This window comes from Kitasatospora sp. NPDC089797, assembly GCF_040684795.1.
Taxonomy (GTDB): domain Bacteria; phylum Actinomycetota; class Actinomycetes; order Streptomycetales; family Streptomycetaceae; genus Kitasatospora.
In genome coordinates this window covers 1-17058 of the sequence record NZ_JBFBGS010000022.1, presented here as the reverse complement: position 1 = coordinate 17058, position 17058 = coordinate 1, and the positions used below count along the sequence as shown (strand labels likewise).

15 protein-coding genes are annotated in these 17058 nt (G+C 73.4%); 10 read left to right on the top strand and 5 right to left on the bottom strand.

The genetic code is table 11. The features are described 5' to 3' along the window. The first annotated feature begins 80 nt into the window (after positions 1-80). Positions 81-998, top strand: coding sequence for an ADP-ribosylglycohydrolase family protein (locus tag AB0O91_RS19175; RefSeq protein ID WP_363434330.1), 918 nt, complete (start codon positions 81-83; stop codon positions 996-998). 89 nt (positions 999-1087) lie between these two features. Here AB0O91_RS19175 and AB0O91_RS19170 read toward each other — a convergent pair whose 3' ends face one another. Beyond that, positions 1088-1354: a GlsB/YeaQ/YmgE family stress response membrane protein gene (locus AB0O91_RS19170; RefSeq protein ID WP_363434327.1), complete on the bottom strand. Its 267-nt coding sequence runs from the start codon at positions 1352-1354 to the stop codon at positions 1088-1090. Between the two features lie 184 nt (positions 1355-1538). Between AB0O91_RS19170 and AB0O91_RS19165 the strand changes: the two genes are divergently transcribed. Continuing rightward, positions 1539-2780, top strand: a complete 1242-nt coding sequence (locus tag AB0O91_RS19165; RefSeq protein WP_363434324.1) for a glycosyltransferase — start codon at positions 1539-1541, stop codon at positions 2778-2780. A gap of 72 nt (positions 2781-2852) precedes the next feature. Here the strand turns inward: AB0O91_RS19165 and AB0O91_RS19160 are convergent, their stop codons facing one another. From AB0O91_RS19160 to AB0O91_RS19145, 4 genes are all read right to left on the bottom strand, one after another. Continuing rightward, positions 2853-4406 carry an NCS1 family nucleobase:cation symporter-1 gene (locus AB0O91_RS19160; protein ID WP_363434321.1) on the bottom strand — a complete coding sequence of 518 codons (1554 nt, stop codon included), beginning with the start codon at positions 4404-4406 and terminating at the stop codon, positions 2853-2855. Positions 4407-4525: 119 nt separating this feature from the next. Beyond that, entirely contained in the window at positions 4526-5539 is a 1014-nt protein-coding gene (locus tag AB0O91_RS19155) for a TIGR03842 family LLM class F420-dependent oxidoreductase (protein WP_363434318.1), read from the bottom strand. Positions 5540-5657: 118 nt separating this feature from the next. Continuing rightward, entirely contained in the window at positions 5658-7169 is a 1512-nt protein-coding gene (gene hydA / locus AB0O91_RS19150; protein ID WP_363434315.1) for a dihydropyrimidinase, read from the bottom strand. 11 nt (positions 7170-7180) lie between these two features. Further along, positions 7181-8023 (bottom strand): nitrilase-related carbon-nitrogen hydrolase, encoded by an 843-nt coding sequence (locus tag AB0O91_RS19145; RefSeq protein WP_363434312.1) that lies wholly within the window; start codon positions 8021-8023, stop codon positions 7181-7183. A gap of 536 nt (positions 8024-8559) precedes the next feature. On the opposite strand from AB0O91_RS19145, the gene AB0O91_RS19140 reads away from it, so the two are divergent. The 8 genes from AB0O91_RS19140 (at position 8560) to AB0O91_RS19105 (ending at position 16948) form a co-directional block, all read left to right on the top strand. Next, entirely contained in the window at positions 8560-11718 is a 3159-nt protein-coding gene (locus tag AB0O91_RS19140) for a hypothetical protein (protein ID WP_363434309.1), read from the top strand. A gap of 252 nt (positions 11719-11970) precedes the next feature. Next, complete coding sequence (locus AB0O91_RS19135; RefSeq protein WP_363434607.1) at positions 11971-12048, top strand: putative leader peptide; 78 nt, start codon at positions 11971-11973, stop codon at positions 12046-12048. 209 nt (positions 12049-12257) lie between these two features. After that, positions 12258-12785, top strand: coding sequence for a cysteine dioxygenase family protein (locus tag AB0O91_RS19130; protein ID WP_363434306.1), 528 nt, complete (start codon positions 12258-12260; stop codon positions 12783-12785). Next, positions 12779-13165: a rhodanese-like domain-containing protein gene (locus tag AB0O91_RS19125; RefSeq protein WP_363434304.1), complete on the top strand. Its 387-nt coding sequence runs from the start codon at positions 12779-12781 to the stop codon at positions 13163-13165. The genes AB0O91_RS19130 and AB0O91_RS19125 overlap by 7 nt, the downstream gene beginning before the upstream one ends. A 274-nt stretch (positions 13166-13439) precedes the next feature. Further along, the gene (locus tag AB0O91_RS19120) at positions 13440-14618 is read left to right on the top strand and encodes an ATP-binding cassette domain-containing protein (protein WP_363434301.1); all 1179 of its coding nucleotides are present in this window, start codon (positions 13440-13442) and stop codon (positions 14616-14618) included. Continuing rightward, complete coding sequence (locus AB0O91_RS19115; protein ID WP_363434298.1) at positions 14608-15276, top strand: ABC transporter permease; 669 nt, start codon at positions 14608-14610, stop codon at positions 15274-15276. The genes AB0O91_RS19120 and AB0O91_RS19115 overlap by 11 nt, the downstream gene beginning before the upstream one ends. Further along, on the top strand, positions 15273-15950 hold the full coding sequence (locus tag AB0O91_RS19110) for an ABC transporter permease (protein ID WP_363434295.1): 678 nt from the start codon (positions 15273-15275) through the stop codon (positions 15948-15950). The genes AB0O91_RS19115 and AB0O91_RS19110 overlap by 4 nt, the downstream gene beginning before the upstream one ends. A gap of 50 nt (positions 15951-16000) precedes the next feature. After that, positions 16001-16948: an ABC transporter substrate-binding protein gene (locus tag AB0O91_RS19105; RefSeq protein WP_363434292.1), complete on the top strand. Its 948-nt coding sequence runs from the start codon at positions 16001-16003 to the stop codon at positions 16946-16948. The last annotated feature ends 110 nt before the right edge of the window (positions 16949-17058 follow it).

The following is a 17058-nucleotide window of genomic DNA, read 5'->3' as shown; positions in this document are numbered from 1 at the left end:
ACCGGGAACAAACCCGGTCGCCGACGCCGCGCCCGTTCGGGCAGACTTCCGCGCACGGTCGATCTCACTCGGAGGATGACATGCGTGCGGCCCGAACGGTCCTGGACAGCCTGCGCGGGCTCGCGCTCGGCGACGCCTTCGGCGACCGCTGGTTCTCCGTCCCGGTCGACGAGGCGCCCGCCGCCCTGGCCGCCCGGCTGGTCCGCCCCGCACCCTGGCACTGGACCGACGACACCGCGACGGCCCTCGTCCTGGTCCGTCACCTCGTCACCCACGGCGAGGTCCGACAGGACGCGCTGGCCGAGGGGTTCGCGGCCGAGTACGCCCGGGAGTACCAGCGCAAGTACGGCCCCTCGATGCACCGGGTGCTGCGCGGGATCGGCGCCGGCGGGGACTGGCGCGCCATCACCGCGGGCCAGTTCGAAGGCCAGGGCTCGTACGGCAACGGCGCCGCGATGCGGGCCGCCCCGCTGGGCGCCTGGTTCGCCGAGGACCTGGACGAGGTGGTCCGGCAGGCCGAACTCCAGGCGCTCACCACCCACTTCCACCCGGAGGCGGTCTCCGGCGCGGTGGCGGTGGCACTTGCCGCGGCGCTCGCCGCCCGGAGCCGGGGCCGGGGCGCTCCCGGCCGGTCCGACCTGCTCACCGAGGTCGCCGCCCGGCTGTCGGAGGGCGACGTCCGCTCGGGCCTGCGGATCGCCGCCCGGCTGCCGGAGCACACCAGCATCCGGCACGCCGCGACCGTGCTCGGCTCGGGCCTGCTGATCTCCGCCCCGGACACCGTGCCGTTCGCCCTCTGGTCCGCCGCCGGGCACCTGGACTCGCTGCCCGACGCGCTCTGGCACACCCTGGAGGGCTGGGGCGACATGGACACCACCTGCGCCATCGCCGGCGGCGTGGTGGCCGCCCGCACCGGGCTCTCCGGCGTACCGGGCGCTTGGCTGGCCGCCCGCGAGGAACTGCCCGCCTGGGTCGCCGAGGCGTCGACGGCGCGGTAGCCGACCGGTCCGCCCGGTCCGTACGGCTTGTACGGACCGGGCGGACCAGGTGGCTCGGACGTCGCCTCGAATGTCCTCGAACGTCCTCGTCAGCGACGTGAGTTGCCGAACAGCAACCGGTAGACGATCAGCAGCACCAGTGCGCCGCCGATCGCGGACACCCAGGTCGGCCCGTCGAAGAAGCGTGCCGTGATCGACCGGTGCATGAAGTGCGAGGCGATCCAGCCGCCGACGAAGGAGCCGGCGATCCCGATCAGGGTGGTCACGATCAGGCCGCCCGGGTCCCTCCCCGGCAGCAGCAGCTTGGCCAGGGCTCCGGCCACCAGGCCCAGCACGATCCACGCGATGATGCTCATCCGACCCTTCCCTCCCGTCCTCGGCGCGACGGCCCCGTCCCGTCCGCTCTGCCCCGAAGGACGCCGCCGCACTCGGGCCCGGTTCCGCCCGACCCGGCCGGGCGGCGGAATCCGGCCACCCGGAGTCGACCGGTCCGCGCGCGGCGTCCTACCGACCGGACGGACCCGCCGAAATACTGCGGCCATGCGCATCCTGATCGCCACCGCCGGTTCCCGGGGTGACGTCGCCCCCTTCACCGGGCTCGGCGTCCGCCTGCGGGCGGCCGGACATCAGGTGGCCGTCGCCACCCATGCCACCTTCGCCGATCCGGTTCGGGCCGCCGGGCTGGAGTTCCGCCCGCTGCCGGTCGATCCACGGGCCGAACTCGCCTCCGCCCAGGGCCGACGGCTGCTCCAGGCCGCCCCCGGACCCACGACCGTCCTGCAACTCCTGCGCCTGGGGCGGCGGTTCATGCCCGCGCTCGGCGACGGCATCGCCGAGGCGACGGCCCTCGGCACCGATCTGCTGCTCACCACCAGCACCACCAGCGCGCTCGGTCAGGTCGCGGCCGAGGCCGCCGGCATCCCCACCATCGGGCTGTATCTCCAACCCCTCTCCCCCACCCGCGAATTCGCGCCCGCCGTGACCGGTTCCCGCTCGCTCGGGAGGGCCGGAAACCTGCTCGCCGGGCACGCCGTCCAGACGGCGACCGACCGGCTGTTCGTCCCCGCCGTCCACGGGCTGCGCCGACGGCTCGGCCTGCCACCGCTCGGCGTCGCCCGGGCCCGGCGCGGACACCCCGTGCTGCACGGGTTCTCGCCGCGGGTGGTCCCCCGGCCGACGGACTGGCACCCCCGGCTGGACGTCGCCGGGTACTGGTGGCCGCCCGAACAGCCCGGCTGGGAGCCGCCGGAGCGGCTGCTGGACTTCCTGGCCGCCGGTCCGCCACCGGTCTTCGTCGGCTTCGGCAGCCTGGTCGTGCCCGATCCGGAACGGCTGACCGCGACCGTCCTCGCCGCCGCGCGCGCCGCCCGGGTCCGCGTCCTGCTGCAGTCGGGCTGGAGCGGCCTGGCCGCCGAGGACTCGGACACCGTGCTGACCATCGACGACACCCCGCACGACTGGCTGTTCCCGCAGGCCGCGGCCGTGGTCCACCACGCTGGCGCCGGGACCACGGCGGCGACCCTCCGCTCCGGCACCCCCTCCGTCCCGGTGCCCGCGCAGTTGGACGCCCCCTTCTGGTCCGCCCGGCTGACCGCGCTCGGCGTCACGCCCGGCCCGGTCCCGCTGCGCGCACTGACCCCCAGCCGCCTCGCCACCGCCATCCGCCACGCCCTGGACGACCCCCGCTACCGCACCCGCGCCCGGTCCGTCGCGGCCGCCCTCGCCACCGAGGACGGCGCCGTCAAGGTCCTGGCCGCCGTGGAGGCGACGGCGAACGGATGACGACGGACAGCTGACAGATGACAGATGACAGCCGACAGATGGTGAAATCTGTCGACTGTCATCTGTTCGCCGTCAGCCGCCGGTCGTCCGCCGGCCCCGCCCCGGAAACCCGCTGAGCACCAGGTACAGCACCGACGCCGAGGCGAATCCCACCGCCCAGCCGTAGTCCGCGAGCGGCTTGAGGAAGGGGATCACACCGTCCACCGGGAACGGCCCCTGCTTCACGCCGTGCCCGTCCAACGTGGAGTAGGAGCCTCCGACCGCCAGCAGACCGCCGACCAGCAGCGCCGCGACCGCCCGCCAGTTCCACCCGGCCGCGTACCAGTAGGCTCCGAACGGGCGGTAGAGGTCGACCAGTTGGAGACGGGTGCGGCGCAGCACCCAGTAGTCCGCGATCAGCACCCCGGCGACCGTCCCGAGCAGTCCGCCGACCACGCCCAGCCAGACGTAGATGTAGACGTGCGGGTCGGCGGTCAACCGCCACGGGAAGACGGCGATCCCGACCACGCCCGTGATCAGCGCCCCGGTGCGGAAGTCGACCAACCGGGGCAGCAGATTGGCCAGGTCGTAGGCCGGGGAGACGACGTTGGCGGCGATGTTCACCGACAGCGTCGCCACCAGGACGGTCAGCAGCGCGAACAGCACGGCAGCCGGACTCTCCATCTTCGCGGCCAGCTTGATCGGGTCCCACACTGGCTCGCCGTACACCGCCGCGGAACCGGAGGTGACCAGCACCGACAGCAGTGCGAAGAGGGTCATCGTGGTCGGCAGACCGAGCGCCTGGCCGCGGATCTGGGCCCGCTGGCTGCCGCCGAAGCGGGTGAAGTCGGGGATGTTGAGCGACAGCGTGGACCAGAACCCGATCATCCCCATCAGGGACGGGAAGAAGACCTTCCAGAACCCGCCGCCCCATCCCAGCCGGGAGGGCTGGTCGAGCAGCGGTCCCAACCCGCCCGCCTTGACGGCGATCCACACCAGCAGGGCGAGCGCGCCGACGATGACGAACGGCGCAGCCCAGTTCTCGAAGCGCCGCAGCGCCTCCATGCCGCGGGCGATGATGACCATCTCGACCAGCCAGAACAGCAGGAACGAGGCCCACTGCGTCCACGGGTAGCCGCTGAATTCCGTGGCCGTCCGCCAGGATTCGCCGAACAGCTTGCCCGCCAGCAGGAAGATCCCCTCACCCCCGATCCAGGTCTGGATGCCGAACCAGGCGCAGGCCACCGCCGCCCGGATGAGCGCCGGCAGGTTGGCGCCGCGCAGTCCGAACGAGGCCCGGGCGAACACCGGGAACGGAATGCCGTACTTCGTGCCCGCGTGCCCGGTGAGGAGCATCGGCGCGAGCACGATCAGGTTGGCGAGGGCGATGGTCAGCACCGCCTGCTTCCAGTCCATCCCGAGCGCGACCAGGCCCGAAGCCAGCGTCCAGGAAGGGATGTTGTGGGCCATGCCGACCCACAGTGCGAGGAAGTTGTAGGTGGTCCAGGTGCGCCGCCGCACCGGGACCGGCCGGAGGTCGTCACTGGTGAAGCCGTTGGCCGGCAACGCCCCTGCGGCCGGGTCGAGTTCGACCCGGCCGTCGGCGTGCTGCCACTGCCCGCCACCGCCGGTCGCGGTGTCGCTCATGGGCAACTCCCGTCTGCTGCGGACGAGATCACCACACCCGGGAGTCACCGCGCAGAGATCACCGCGCGGGGAGCGCCGCACGGGGACCACCGCACGGAGGACCACCGCGCGCGGGCTCGTCAGAGGTGGGGGATGACGTCCGCGCCGTAGGCGTCGATGGTGCTCTCGACCGCGTCGTGCATGGCGTAGACCGCGAACTGGTCGACGCCGAGCGAGCGGAGCTCCGCCAGCCGGGCGCGTTGCACCTCGGGGGGTCCGATCAGGCAGAAGCGGTCCACGATGCCGTCCGGAACGAAGGCCGTGTCGGGGTTCCCGGCCCGGCCGTGATGGCTGTAGTCGTAGCCCTGGCGGTCCTTGATGTAGTCGGTGAGCGCCTCGGGCACCAGGTCGGAGTGCTCGCCGTAGTGGCCGACCAGGTCGGCGACGTGATTGCCGACCATCCCGCCGAACCAGCGGCACTGTTCGCGGGCGTGGGCGAGCGCGGCCGGCGAGTCGTCGGCGGTGACGTACGCGGGCGCGGCCACGCAGATGGTGACCGAGGACGGGTCCCGGCCGGCCGCCGCGGCCGCGGACCGGACCGCCTTGACCATGTACTCGGTGAGGTAGGGGTCGGCCAACTGGAGGATGAAACCGTCGGCCTGACGCCCCGTCAGCGCCAGCGCCTTCGGGCCGTACGCGCCCATCCAGACCGGCAGTGAGGCGCCCGGGCCGACCCACGGCAGGTGCATCTCGGTGCCGTCCACCTCGACCGTGCGCCCCTCGGCCAACTCCTTGATGGCGTGCATGGCTTGGGAGAGCCGGTCGAGCGTGGCGGGGCGGCGCCCGGCGACCCGCATCGCGGAGTCGCCGCGGCCGATGCCGCACACGGTGCGGTTGCCGTACATGTCGTTGAGCGTGGCGAACAGGGAGGCGGTGACCTCCCAGGTGCGGGTGGAGGGGTTGGTGACCATCGGGCCGACGGTCAGCCGCTCGGTCTCGGCGAGGATGCGGCTGTAGATGACGAAGGGCTCCTGCCACAGCACGCAGGAGTCGAAGGTCCAGCCGTGGCTGAACCCGGCCCGTTCGGCGCGGATCATCCGGTCGATGAGCAGGCGGGCGGGCGGGTCGGTCTGCAGGACGAGGCCGATGTCCATGGGGTGCTCCGGGAGAGGGGTCGGTCCGACGGCCCGGGGCCGGCACGCGCACGACGCGGCCCCGGGCGGCAGGGGAATCGGGAACGGGAATCGGGAGGGAGGGGAATCGGGACGGGGGTCAGGTCAGGTACTGGCAGGTGTCGCGGCGCAGGAAGGTGCCGTGTCCGGCCCGGCCGAGCCACTGCCCGTCGTCCAGCACCACGGTGCCGCGGGAGAGCACCGTCCGGGCCCGGCCGGTGAGTTGCCGGCCCTCGTAGGCCGAGTAGTCCACGTTCATGTGATGGGTGGCGGCGGACACGGTCTGGACTGTGGTGGGGTCGTAGACCACCAGGTCGGCGTCGGCGCCCGGCGCGACGGTGCCCTTGCGCGGGTGCAGCCCGAACATCCGGGCCGGGGTGGTGCAGGCGATCTCGACCCAGCGGCGCCGGCTGATCCGCCCGTCCACCACGGCCTGGTGCAGCAGGTCCATCCGGTTCTCCACGCCCGGAAGGCCGTTGGGGATCTTCGAGAAGTCGCCGCGACCCAGTTCCTTCTGCCCGACGTAGCAGAACGGGCAGTGGTCGGTGGAGACCACCTGGAGGTCGTTGGTGCGCAGCCCCCGCCAGAGCGCCTCCTGGTGCTCGCGCGGGCGCAGCGGCGTGCTGCACACGTACTTGGCGCCCTCGAAGCCGTCGGCCCCCTGCTCGGCGAGGTTGTCGGTGGAGAGGAAGAGGTACTGCGGGCAGGTCTCGCCGAAGACGTTGAGTCCGGCGTCGCGGGCCCGGGCGAGTTCGGCGAGCGCCGCTTCGGCGGAGACGTGCACCACGTAGAGCGGACTGCCCGCCACCTGGGCCAGTTTGACGGCCCGGTGGGTCGCTTCGGCCTCCAGCAGCTCGCGCCGGACCTCGCCGTGGTAGCGCGGGGAGGTGTGCCCGGCGGCGAGGGCCTGCTCGACCAGGACGTCGATGGCGATGCCGTTCTCGGCGTGCATCATGATCAGCCCGCCGTTGGCCGCCCCGCGCTGCATGGCGCGCAGGATGCGGCCGTCGTCGCTGTAGAAGACGCCGGGGTAGGCCATGAAGAGCTTGAAGGAGGTGGACTCGCCGGAGTCGACCAGCGCGTCCATCTCCTTGAGGACGGCCTCGTTGACGTCGGAGACGATGGTGTGGAAGGCGTAGTCGATCGCGCAGTTGCCCTCGGCCTTGGCGTGCCAGGTGTCCAGGCCCTCGCGCAGGGCGCCGCCGACCGGTTGGACGGCGAAGTCGACGATGGTGGTGGTGCCGCCCCAGGCCGCGGCGCGGGTGCCGGTCTCGAAGGTGTCGGAGGCCGCGGTGCCGCCGAACGGCAGCTCCATGTGGGTGTGGACGTCGACGCCGCCCGGGATGACGTAGTGGCCGGTGGCGTCGATGACGGTGTCGGCGGTCCAGGCCTCGGCGGCGGTGCTGCCGGTGGCGGCCAGGGCGGCGATGCGCTCGCCCTCGATCAGGACGTCGGCGTGGAGTTCGTCGGTGGCGGTGATGACGAGGCCGCCGCGGATCAGGGTGCGCTGCCGCGGGCCCCGGGGGCGCTGCGGGTCGCGGGCGGGCTGCGGGTCACGGGCGGGCTGCTGCAGTTGGTCACGAACGGGCTGCTGCGGGTCGCGGGTGGTCATCGCGCTGCTCCTCAGGCCTCGGCGAGCGGTCCGTAGGCGTCTGGGCGGCGGTCCCGGTAGAACGCCCACTGCTGGCGGACCTCCTCGATCAGGCCGAGGTCGAGGTCGCGGACGACGAGTTCCTCCTCCTTGTCGGAGGCGACCTCGCCGACGAACTGGCCGCGAGGGTCCACGAAGTAGGACGTGCCGTAGAAGTCGTTGTCGCCGTACTCCTCGGTGCCGACCCGGTTGATGGCGGCGACGAAGTACTCGTTGGCGACGGCGGCGGCGGGCTGTTCGAGCTGCCACAGGTAGGCGGACAGGCCGCGGCTGGTGGCCGAGGGGTTGTAGACGATCTGCGCGCCGGCCAGGCCGAGGGCGCGCCAGCCCTCGGGGAAGTGCCGGTCGTAGCAGATGTAGACGCCGACCCTGCCGACGGCGGTGTCGAACACGGGCCAGCCGAGGTTGCCGGGCTTGAAGTAGTACTTCTCCCAGAAGCCCTTGACCTGCGGGATGTGGTGCTTGCGGTACTTGCCGAGGTAGCTGCCGTCCGCGTCGATGACCGCGGCGGTGTTGTAGTACACCCCGGTCTGCTCCTCCTCGTAGACCGGTACGACGATCACCAGGCCGAGTTCGCGGGCGAGGGCCTGCATCCGGCGCACGGTCGGACCGTCCGGGACGGCCTCGGCCCAGCGGTAGTGCTCAGCTTCCTGGACCTGACAGAAGTACGGGGCGTTGAAGACCTCCTGGAAGCCGATGATCTTCGCGCCCTGCGCGGCGGCCTCGCGGGCATAGCGCTCGTGGAGCGCGATCATGCTCTCCTGGTCGCCGGTCCAGCGGGTCTGGACGAGCGCGGCACGGACGATCTGCGACATGGGTACCTCCGCAACTCCGCGTCCCGGCCGTGCGGTCGGGCCCGCGGTCTGAGGGTTGTCGGGGCGGGTCTCACCTGCGGGTCCGCACGGGGAACCGCAGGGGTCCGGATGAGGTGTCTACGTGCGTAGAAAGCGGTCTGTAGACGGTAGGCCGGGCTTCGGTGGCCTGACAATACGTCGGCGGCAACGCGTCCGGGGCGATCTTGTTGCGCGGACACGCGGTCGGTCCTACGTGGGCTCTGGGCGGACTCCGGGCGGGCTCTTGGCGGGCTCTGATCGGGATGAAAAGCTGATCTACCCCGGACGTCACATGCTTACTCATTCGAGTGAAAGCGGACACCGAGGGTGCGGAATCGGCCACCGCAGGGTAAAACCCGCATGGATGTGCGAATGATCGTCATCTGCCGGTGATACAAAGCGACTTCGAAGATCACTCGGAGGCGGTTCGAGGTTCGCCGGTGGATCGTTCGAGCATCGCTCGAAGGTTCGACGCAGGGATCGACGGTCGGCAGGGGGCCGAACGGGGGGTGGTACGGATGGCAGCGGTGCACGAGTCCGAGGAACGTACGGCGGATCCGCAGGCGGCGGCTGGGCGGCCGCCCGCCCTGCCCGCCTGGGCGGGGCTGCTGCTCGCCCCGGGCGCCCTGCTGCCGCTCGCCCTCGGTGCCCTGCCGGCCCTCGGGCGGACGCCCGGCGTCCACCTGACCGCCTTGCAGCTGGCCGGTTCCCGGGCGGCCGCCGAAGCCGTGGCCGGCGACCGCTCCGCGGCCTACCGGTCCGCCCTGCGCGCCGAGTTCTGGCCGATCGGCGGCTACGCGCTGACGCTGGCCGCCGCGGCGCTGCTGGGCGGGTACGTGCTCGGACGGCGGCACCGAGCCGTGCCCGCGCTCGTCGTCGGGCTCGGCGGACTGCTCGCCGCGGGCTGCGACCTCGGTGCGAACGTCCTGCTGCTCCTCGGGCTCGACCGCGCCGACTCCGACACCCCCTTCGCGGTGGCGGCGGCGCTCACCATCGTCGGCCGGCTGCTGCTGGTGCCCGCCGGGGTGACGGCGGCGGGGCTGCTGGTGCTGACGGCGGCGCGGGCAGCGCGCGGCCTGCGCCCCTCGGCCGCGGGGCCCGCGGGCAACGGCCGTGCGGGCACCGGCCCCGCCGACGGTGACGACCCGGACCGTCCGGCGCTGATCCCGCCCTGGCCGGTGACCGGCCGGTCCGGTCGCCCACCGCATCAGGACCGGCACCAGGCCCGGGACCGGTTCCGGAAACAGGACCGGCTCCAGGACCAGGACCCGCTCCAGGAACCGGGGCCGGGCCATGAGCGGGCCGGGGAGCTCGGCCGGCCCGCCGACCGCGCCCCGGAGCACCGCCGCGTGCCGTCGGCGGCCGACGCCCCCGGCGCCCACACCCACTGGCGGGACGCCGGCCGGGTGCCGCCCGGCCGCGAACCCGCCGAACTCGGCTTCTGCGCCTCGGGCGGTGGCATCCGCTCGGCCTGCGTCACGCTCGGCGCGCTCCAGGCGCTGCGGCCGTGGCTCAAACGCGCGCGCTACCTGGTCTCCGTCTCCGGCGGCGGCTACACCGTGGGCGCGCTGCAGCTCGCGCTCAGCGACTCGGCGCCCGGCAGCCCCGTGCGCGCCGTCTCCGGCCTGACGGCCGACACCGTGCTGGAACCCGGTTCCCCGGAGGAGGACCACCTCCGTCGGCACAGCAAGTACATCGCCGACGGCACCGGCGAGTGGCTGGTCGCCCTCGGGACGCTGCTGCGCGGCGTGCTGTCCGCGCTCTTCCTGCTGCTGGCCGCCGTCCTGGTGCTGGGCCTGGGCCTCAGCCGCTTCTACCACGCCGTCCCGGTGACCGACCTGAACGCCCTCGCGGCGGCCGGCCTGCGCCACCACGGCGCCGTACCGGGCCCGCTGGAGTTCCGGGCGCCCGCGCTGGCCGCCCTCGGGGTGCTACTCGCCGCAGCGGCCGGGTGCTGGCTGCTGTGGCTGCTGGTCTTCCCCCCGCTCGGCTGGCACGCACTGCTCCCGCGCGCACTGCGCCGGCTCAACTACCTCGCGCTGGCGCTGTCGGGGCTGCTGGCCGTCGGGGTGCTGGCGGTGCCGGGCCTGGCCTGGGGCGCGGTCCGGCTCCAACAGGCGCTGGCGGCCGGGCCGCAACTGACCGGCGCCGGGCTGAGCCTGACGGTGGTGCTCAGCTACCTCGCCCTGCTGCTCGGCATACTCTGGCGCGACCGCCGGACGATCGGCCGGGGCGTGCGCGCGGCGGCCGGCGCGCTGCGCGGCGCGGGCCGGATCGGCGGCGGGCTGACCGCCAACCTCCCGCAGTACCTGGTGGTGTGGGCCGCGCTCGGCACGCTCACGGCGGGCGCGCTGCTGGCCCTCGGCTGGGCGGCCGCCACCGGGTACGCCTGGCCGACGGCCGTCCAGGTGCTGCTGCCGCTGGTGCTCGGCGCCGTCGGACTCAACCTCGACCAGACCTGGATGAGCCTGCACCCGTTCTACCGGCTGCGGCTGGCCTCGGCGTTCGCGGTCCGCCGGGTCACCGAGGGCGGCCGCGCGACCGCCCGCCGGTACGACTTCTACCGGGAGCAGACCTGGCTGAGCCACTACGCCGCCCGGCGCCCCGACTTCCCCCAGGTGATCTTCTCCGCCGCGGCCAACCTGTCCGGCAACTCCCGTACGCCGCCCGGCCGTCGGGCGGTCTCCTTCTCACTCTCGCACGACTACGTGGGCGGCCCGGACGTCGGCTACGCGCGCACCGACCTGCTGGAGCGGCGCACCCGCCGGCACATCGCCCGGGACCTCACCGTGCAGTCCGCGATGGCCGTCTCCGGCGCCGCCTTCTCCTCCGCGATGGGCCGCCAGTCCCGGGTCTACCAGGGGCTGTTCGCGGTGACCAACGCCCGGCTGGGGACGTGGCTGCCCAACCCCGCACAGCTCGGCCCGGCCTGGTCCGGCACACCGGACTGGCGCCGCGCCGGACAGCCGGCCGTCCGCCGGCTCCCGTACCAACTGCGCGAGCTGACCGGCCGGTTCCCCGTGGACGACCGCTTCCTGCTGACCACCGACGGCGGGCACTACGAGAACCTCGGGCTGGTCGAACTGCTGCGGCACCGGGTGCGCACCGCGGTGAGCATCGACGCCAGCGGGGACTCCGGCTACGCCGCCAACCTGGCCGCCGCGATCACCCTGGCCCGCGAGGAGCTCGGCATCGTCATCACCCTGCACCAGCCCGAGCTGCTGATCCCGGGCGGCCCGCCCGCCGGCCGTGACGGGGCGGGCGCACCGCTGCACGGGCTGGCGGCCCAACTGTCCGACCGGCTCTCGGCCCGGGGCGTGATCACCGGCGAGATCCGGTACCCGGCCGTCGACGGCGAGCCGGACCCGGGCCCGCCCGGAACGCTGATCGTCCTCCAGGCGGTGCTGACCGCCGACATGCCCTACGAGTTGCAGTCCTACGCGGTGGCCAACCGGGCCTTCCCGAACGACGGCACCAGCGACCAGTGGTTCGACCACCAGCAGTTCGACGCCTACCAGACGCTCGGCCGCTACCTGGGCGAGCAAGCCGGGCCGGTGATCGAGCAGGCCCTCGCGGCCGCGTCGCCCGCCGCCGCGCCCGGGTCCACGACCCCGCCCACCGCCGCGTCCACGACGGTGGCGGCCCCGCCGGCCCCGCGCTCTCCCGCCGAGGGCTGAGCCCGCACCCGGGCCGGCACTCGACGCCGTGCTCGACCCCACGCGGCCCCGTGCTCGACCCCGTGCTCGGGCCGGGGCCCCGTGCTCGGGCCGCGCTCGGGCCACGGCCGCACCGGGCCCGAGCCGAGGTCGAACGGCGGCCGGGCCGTGACCGCGCCGGGGTCGAGCCGGGGCCGGGCGCCGGTTTACAGGCCGCAACAAGCGCGTGCCCCGGCTTGACTTCGTCCGACCGGCTCGGAAAAGATCCGGGGCATGGACTCCGGCACCCTCCTGGTTTGCCGCCTGCACGTCGATCTGCGACGCCAGGCGAGTTCCATCTGTGCCTGTTGACCCTGCTCCGCTTCGCCGGCACCGCCCTGTGACCTCCGCCAGGGCCCGTACCGCGCACCCGCACCCGCAGTCCTGAAACCCGCTCCCGCCCGGCGCACCCCTACGTGTCGGACCGGGCCGCTCCGTCGGCCCGCGCCCGCAGTCACCCGGCCCGCCGGCACCGGACGCATCCACCGACGACGTTCCCCGCCGCACCCGAGGACGCCCCCATGACCCTTGACCTCGTCTCCGACCCGCCGACCCGCGCCCCGGGGCAGCCGACCGCCACCGGAGCGGAGCAGACCCCGCTCTCCCCGCGCACCCTGCGCGGCATCGTCCGCGAGCTGGCCGAGCAGCCCGACCGGTGGATCCACCTGGTCCGGCTCTCCACCGAGGAGCGCTGGTACCAGCGCCTGGTCGCCGACGACGACCACGAGGTCTGGCTGATCAGCTGGCTGCCCGGCCAGTCGACCGGCTTCCACGACCACGGCGGCTCGCGTGGCGCGTTCACCGTCGCCCTCGGCGAGCTGGAGGAGCTCTCCCTCGGCGGCCCGGACCAGGGCCTGCTGATCCGGCGGGTCCCGGCCGGCACGGCCCGCGCCTTCGGCCCGGAGTACGTGCACGACGTGCGCAACACCGCCTCCGGCCCGGCCGTCACCCTGCACGCCTACTCGCCCCCGCTCAGCTCCATGGCGCACTACGACCTGCGGGCCGGCGGGCTCGTCCGCACCTCCGAGGAAGGACCGGAACAGTGGTGACCACGATCGACGACCTGGTGGAGCGCGCCCGCGAGGGCGTCCACCGGCCGCGCGCCCGGGAGGCGTACCAGGCCCACCTGGAGGGCGCGCTGCTGGTGGACATCCGCCCGGCGGCACAGCGGGCGGCCGAGGGCGAGATCCCCGGCTCGCTGATCATCGAGCGCAACGTCCTGGAGTGGCGGCTGGACCCCACCGGCAGCCACCGCATCCCCGAGGCCTCGGGCTACGACATCGAGGTGATCGTGGTCTGCTCCGAGGGCTACGCCTCCAGCCTGGCCGCGGCCTCGCTGCGCGAGCTCGGGCTGCACCGGGCGACCGACCTGGACGGCGGCTTCGTCGGCTGGGCGGCCTCCGGACTGCCGACCCGCCCGGGCGGCTGAGCCGGGATCACAGCGCGTCGCGGTGGCCTCCGACCCGGAGGTCACCGCGCGTGTCCCCCGGCCGCGAGCCGGGGGACACCCCGTGCCGGGCCGTAAATCAGGGACAGGAGATGACGCAGGTCATAGTCTGATCAGAGTTTCCGCCGGTCCGAACCTGGGCAGCCACGCGGGCGGAAGTACGCCCGGGCGGGTGAAACCGCCGTCAACCGAACGACCCGAAAGACCGACGACACAGGCGCCGCCTCCCCGGGGCGCCCTGACGAGGAAACACTCCGTGATCAGATTCGAGGGCGCCGGCAAGCGCCACCCCGACGGCACCGTTGCGGTCGAGGGACTGGACCTTGAGGTTCCAACCGGTCGGATAACCGTTCTGGTAGGACCGTCCGGCTGTGGCAAGACCACCCTGCTGCGCATGGTCAACCGGATGGTCGAGCCCACATCGGGCCGGGTGCTGCTGGACGACGCCGACGTGGCCACGCTGGAACCCGCCAAACTGCGCCGCGGCATCGGGTACGTGATCCAGCAGGCCGGGCTGTTCCCGCACCGCAAGGTGATCGACAACATCGCCACCGTCCCCTACCTGCTCGGCTGGGACCGCAAGAAGGCCCGCGCCCGGGCCGCCGAACTGCTCGAACTGGTGGGGCTCGCCCCCGAGACCGCCAAGCGGTACCCGTTCCAGCTGTCCGGCGGACAGCAGCAGCGGGTCGGCGTGGCCCGGGCGCTGGCCGCCGACCCGCCGGTGCTGCTGATGGACGAGCCGTTCAGCGCCGTCGACCCGGTGGTGCGGGCCGGGCTCCAGGAGGAGCTGCTGCGGCTGCAGTCCGAGCTGCACAAGACGGTGCTGTTCGTCACCCACGACATCGAGGAGGCCGTCCGGCTCGGCGACCAGGTCGTGGTGCTGCGCGAACACGGCCGGATCGCCCAGCTGGCCGACCCGCACACCCTGCTGACCTCCCCCGCCGACGACGGCGTGGCCGCCTTCCTCGGCCGCGACCGGGGTCTGCGCGGACTCGCCCTGCGGTCCGCGAAGGCCGTGGCGCACCGCCCGGTCGGCGACGGAGTCCGGCACGGCAGCTGGGAGTTGACCCTGGACGACGAGCGCCGCCCGATCGGCTGGATCGACCGGAGCGCCGTCGCCGCCGAGCTCCAGCCGGCCCCCGGCTACCACCCGGACGGCGACACCCTGCGTTCCGCCCTGGACGCCGCCGTGCTCTCCCCCGCGGGGGTCGCGGTCGCGCTGGACGCGGACGGGCGGGCGATCGGCACCGCGAGCCGCGAGGCCGTCTTCGCCGCACTCACACCCACCGCCGGCAGCGGACCGCTCGGGCCGGTCGGGCCGGTCGGGCCGACGGGGAAGGTCGAGAAGGCCGGGCCGGTCGGACCGGAGAAGCCCGGCACAGCGGTCGATGTCGACAAAACGCCCCCGGCGAACGGAGCCGACGGTGGACGATGAACCGATCGTCCGCTGGTACTGGATCGGCGACCACCTCGGCTACCTCGGCAACCTGCTCGCCGACCACGCCGTGATCGCCCTGGTCCCGGTGCTCATCGGACTGCTGCTGGCCGTCCCGCTCGGCCTGGCCTGTGCCCGCTTCCCCCGGCTGTACCAACCGCTCTCCGCCGTCTTCAACATCGTCTACGCGCTGCCCTCGCTGGCGGTCTTCGTGGTGCTGATCCCGTACACCGGGCTCGCCACCCAGGCGACGGTGATGATCCCGCTCACCTTCTACGCCCTCGCCGTCCTGCTGCCGACCACGGTGGACGGGCTGCGCGCCGTCCCGGACTCCGTCCGGCAGGCCGCCACCGCGATGGGCTACGGGCCGTGGCACCGGCTGACCGCCGTCGAACTGCCCGCCGCCGTCCCGTACCTGATCGCCGGGCTGCGGGTCGCCGCGGTGTCCAGCATCTCGCTGGCCAGCGTGGGCGCGCTGATCGGCCGCGGCGGGCTGGGCTACCTGTTCATCGACGGCTTCCAGCGGACCTTCCCCACCCCGATCGTGGCGGGCATCGTGCTGATCGCCGCCCTCGCGCTGGTCGTCGACCTGCTGTTGGTGGCCGCCCGCCGGCTGCTCGCACCGTGGGCCGTCCGGGAGCAGGGGGCGGGCTCGTGAACTGGCTGAACTGGCTGAGCGACTTCTTCTCCGACCCGGACCGCCGCAGCGGCCCGGACTCGATCGTGCACCGGGTCTCCGAGCACCTGCTGTTCTCCGGCGAGGCGCTGTTCTTCGCGGCGCTGCTCGCCGTCCCGCTCGGGCTGCTGATCGGCTACACCGGCCGCGGCGTCACCGCGGTCACCGCGTTCGCCGGGGCCGCCCGCGCGCTGCCCACCCTCGGCCTGGTGACCCTCGCGGTGCTGCTCGCCGGGGTCGGCGACACCGCCGTGCTGATCCCACTGGTCGCGCTGGCCGCGCCACCGCTGCTGGTGGCGGCCGTCGAGGGGGTGCGCGGCACCGACCCGGACGTCCGGGACGCCGCGCGCGGGATCGGGCTGACCCACCCGCAGGTGCTGCTCCAGGTCTGCCTGCCCTCCGCCGCACCGACCCTGCTGGCGGGCTTCCGCACCGCGACCGTCCAGGTGATCGCGACCGCCACGGTGGCCGCCTACGTCGGGCTCGGCGGCCTCGGCCGCTACGTCATCGACGGGCTGGCCACCCGGCAGTACGCGGTGACCGTGGGCGGCGCGCTGCTGGTGGTGCTGCTCGCGGTCGGCGCCCAGCTGTTCTTCTCCCTGCTCGCCCGGTTCGCGCTCCCGCCCGGGGTGCGCGCCCAGCGCCGGGCCCGTTGAGACTCTGCTCCCCCATCCGTTCCGGAAGGACTACTGTCACCATGTCGACAATGAAGAGAAGCAGGCGCGCCGTCCTCCTCGGCACGCTCGCCGCGCTCGCCCTGGGCGCCACCGCCTGCGGCTCCTCCGGGAGCAGCAGCAACCCGCTCGGCGGCGGGTCCACCGCCTCAGCCGGCAGCAGCGCGACCTCCGGAGGGTCCGGCGGCTCCGGCGGCACCGTGGTCGTCGGCTCGGCGAACTTCCCGGAGAACGTCCTGCTCGGCTCGATCTACTCGCAGGCGCTCAAGGCCAAGGGCGTCAAGGTCGAGGAGAAGTTCAACATCGGCAGCCGCGAGGTGCTGTACGGGCAGCTGCAGAGCGGCAACCTGACCGTGCTGCCCGAGTACAACGGCGCCCTGCTCGCCTACCTCGACGCCAAGAACACCGCCGTCACCACCCAGGACGTGAACGCGGCGCTGACCAAGGCGCTGCCCTCCTCGCTGGCGATCCTGGACTCCTCGCCCGCCGAGGACAAGGACTCGCTCAGCGTCACCCAGGAGAACGCCGACAAGTACGGCCTCAAGAGCATCTCCGACCTCGCCGCCAAGGCCGGTGAGTTCACCATCGGCGGCCCGCCGGAGTTCAAGACCCGGCGCGAGCAGCAGTTCAAGGACGTCTACGGGCTGACCTTCAAGGAGTGGAAGCCCACCGCCGACACCACCGCGAACGCGCTCAAGGACGGCAGCATCCAGGTCGGCAACGTGTTCACCACCGACCCCAAGATCGTCCAGTACAAGCTGGTCGCGCTGAGCGACCCGAAGAACGTCTTCGGCGCGCAGAACGTCACCCCGCTGATCAACAAGGCGGGCGTGGACGCCTCCGCGACGGCGGCGCTGAACGCGGTGTCGGCCAAGCTCGACACGGCAGGGCTGACCACGCTGATGAAGCGCGTCTCGGTCGACAAGGAGGACCCGTCGGCGGTGGCCAAGGACTGGCTGAAGGCGAACGGCCTCGGCTGAGCCGACTGACCACCGACGGCTGACAGTGATGATGTTCGTGGTGACGTCGCTGGTGGGTCTGACTCCTCGGCTGACTGACGTCTCGACTGTCCTGTTTGGGATCTGTCGGC

Coding starts and splice junctions, on each gene's coding strand:
- AB0O91_RS19175 (WP_363434330.1), top strand. CDS start 81: ATGCGTGCGGCCCGAACGGTCCTGGACAGCCTGCGCGGGCTCGCGCTC.
- AB0O91_RS19170 (WP_363434327.1), bottom strand. CDS start 1,354: ATGAGCATCATCGCGTGGATCGTGCTGGGCCTGGTGGCCGGAGCCCTG.
- AB0O91_RS19165 (WP_363434324.1), top strand. CDS start 1,539: ATGCGCATCCTGATCGCCACCGCCGGTTCCCGGGGTGACGTCGCCCCC.
- AB0O91_RS19160 (WP_363434321.1), bottom strand. CDS start 4,406: ATGAGCGACACCGCGACCGGCGGTGGCGGGCAGTGGCAGCACGCCGAC.
- AB0O91_RS19155 (WP_363434318.1), bottom strand. CDS start 5,539: ATGGACATCGGCCTCGTCCTGCAGACCGACCCGCCCGCCCGCCTGCTC.
- hydA (WP_363434315.1), bottom strand. CDS start 7,169: ATGACCACCCGCGACCCGCAGCAGCCCGTTCGTGACCAACTGCAGCAG.
- AB0O91_RS19145 (WP_363434312.1), bottom strand. CDS start 8,023: ATGTCGCAGATCGTCCGTGCCGCGCTCGTCCAGACCCGCTGGACCGGC.
- AB0O91_RS19140 (WP_363434309.1), top strand. CDS start 8,560: ATGGCAGCGGTGCACGAGTCCGAGGAACGTACGGCGGATCCGCAGGCG.
- AB0O91_RS19135 (WP_363434607.1), top strand. CDS start 11,971: ATGGACTCCGGCACCCTCCTGGTTTGCCGCCTGCACGTCGATCTGCGA.
- AB0O91_RS19130 (WP_363434306.1), top strand. CDS start 12,258: ATGACCCTTGACCTCGTCTCCGACCCGCCGACCCGCGCCCCGGGGCAG.
- AB0O91_RS19105 (WP_363434292.1), top strand. CDS start 16,001: ATGAAGAGAAGCAGGCGCGCCGTCCTCCTCGGCACGCTCGCCGCGCTC.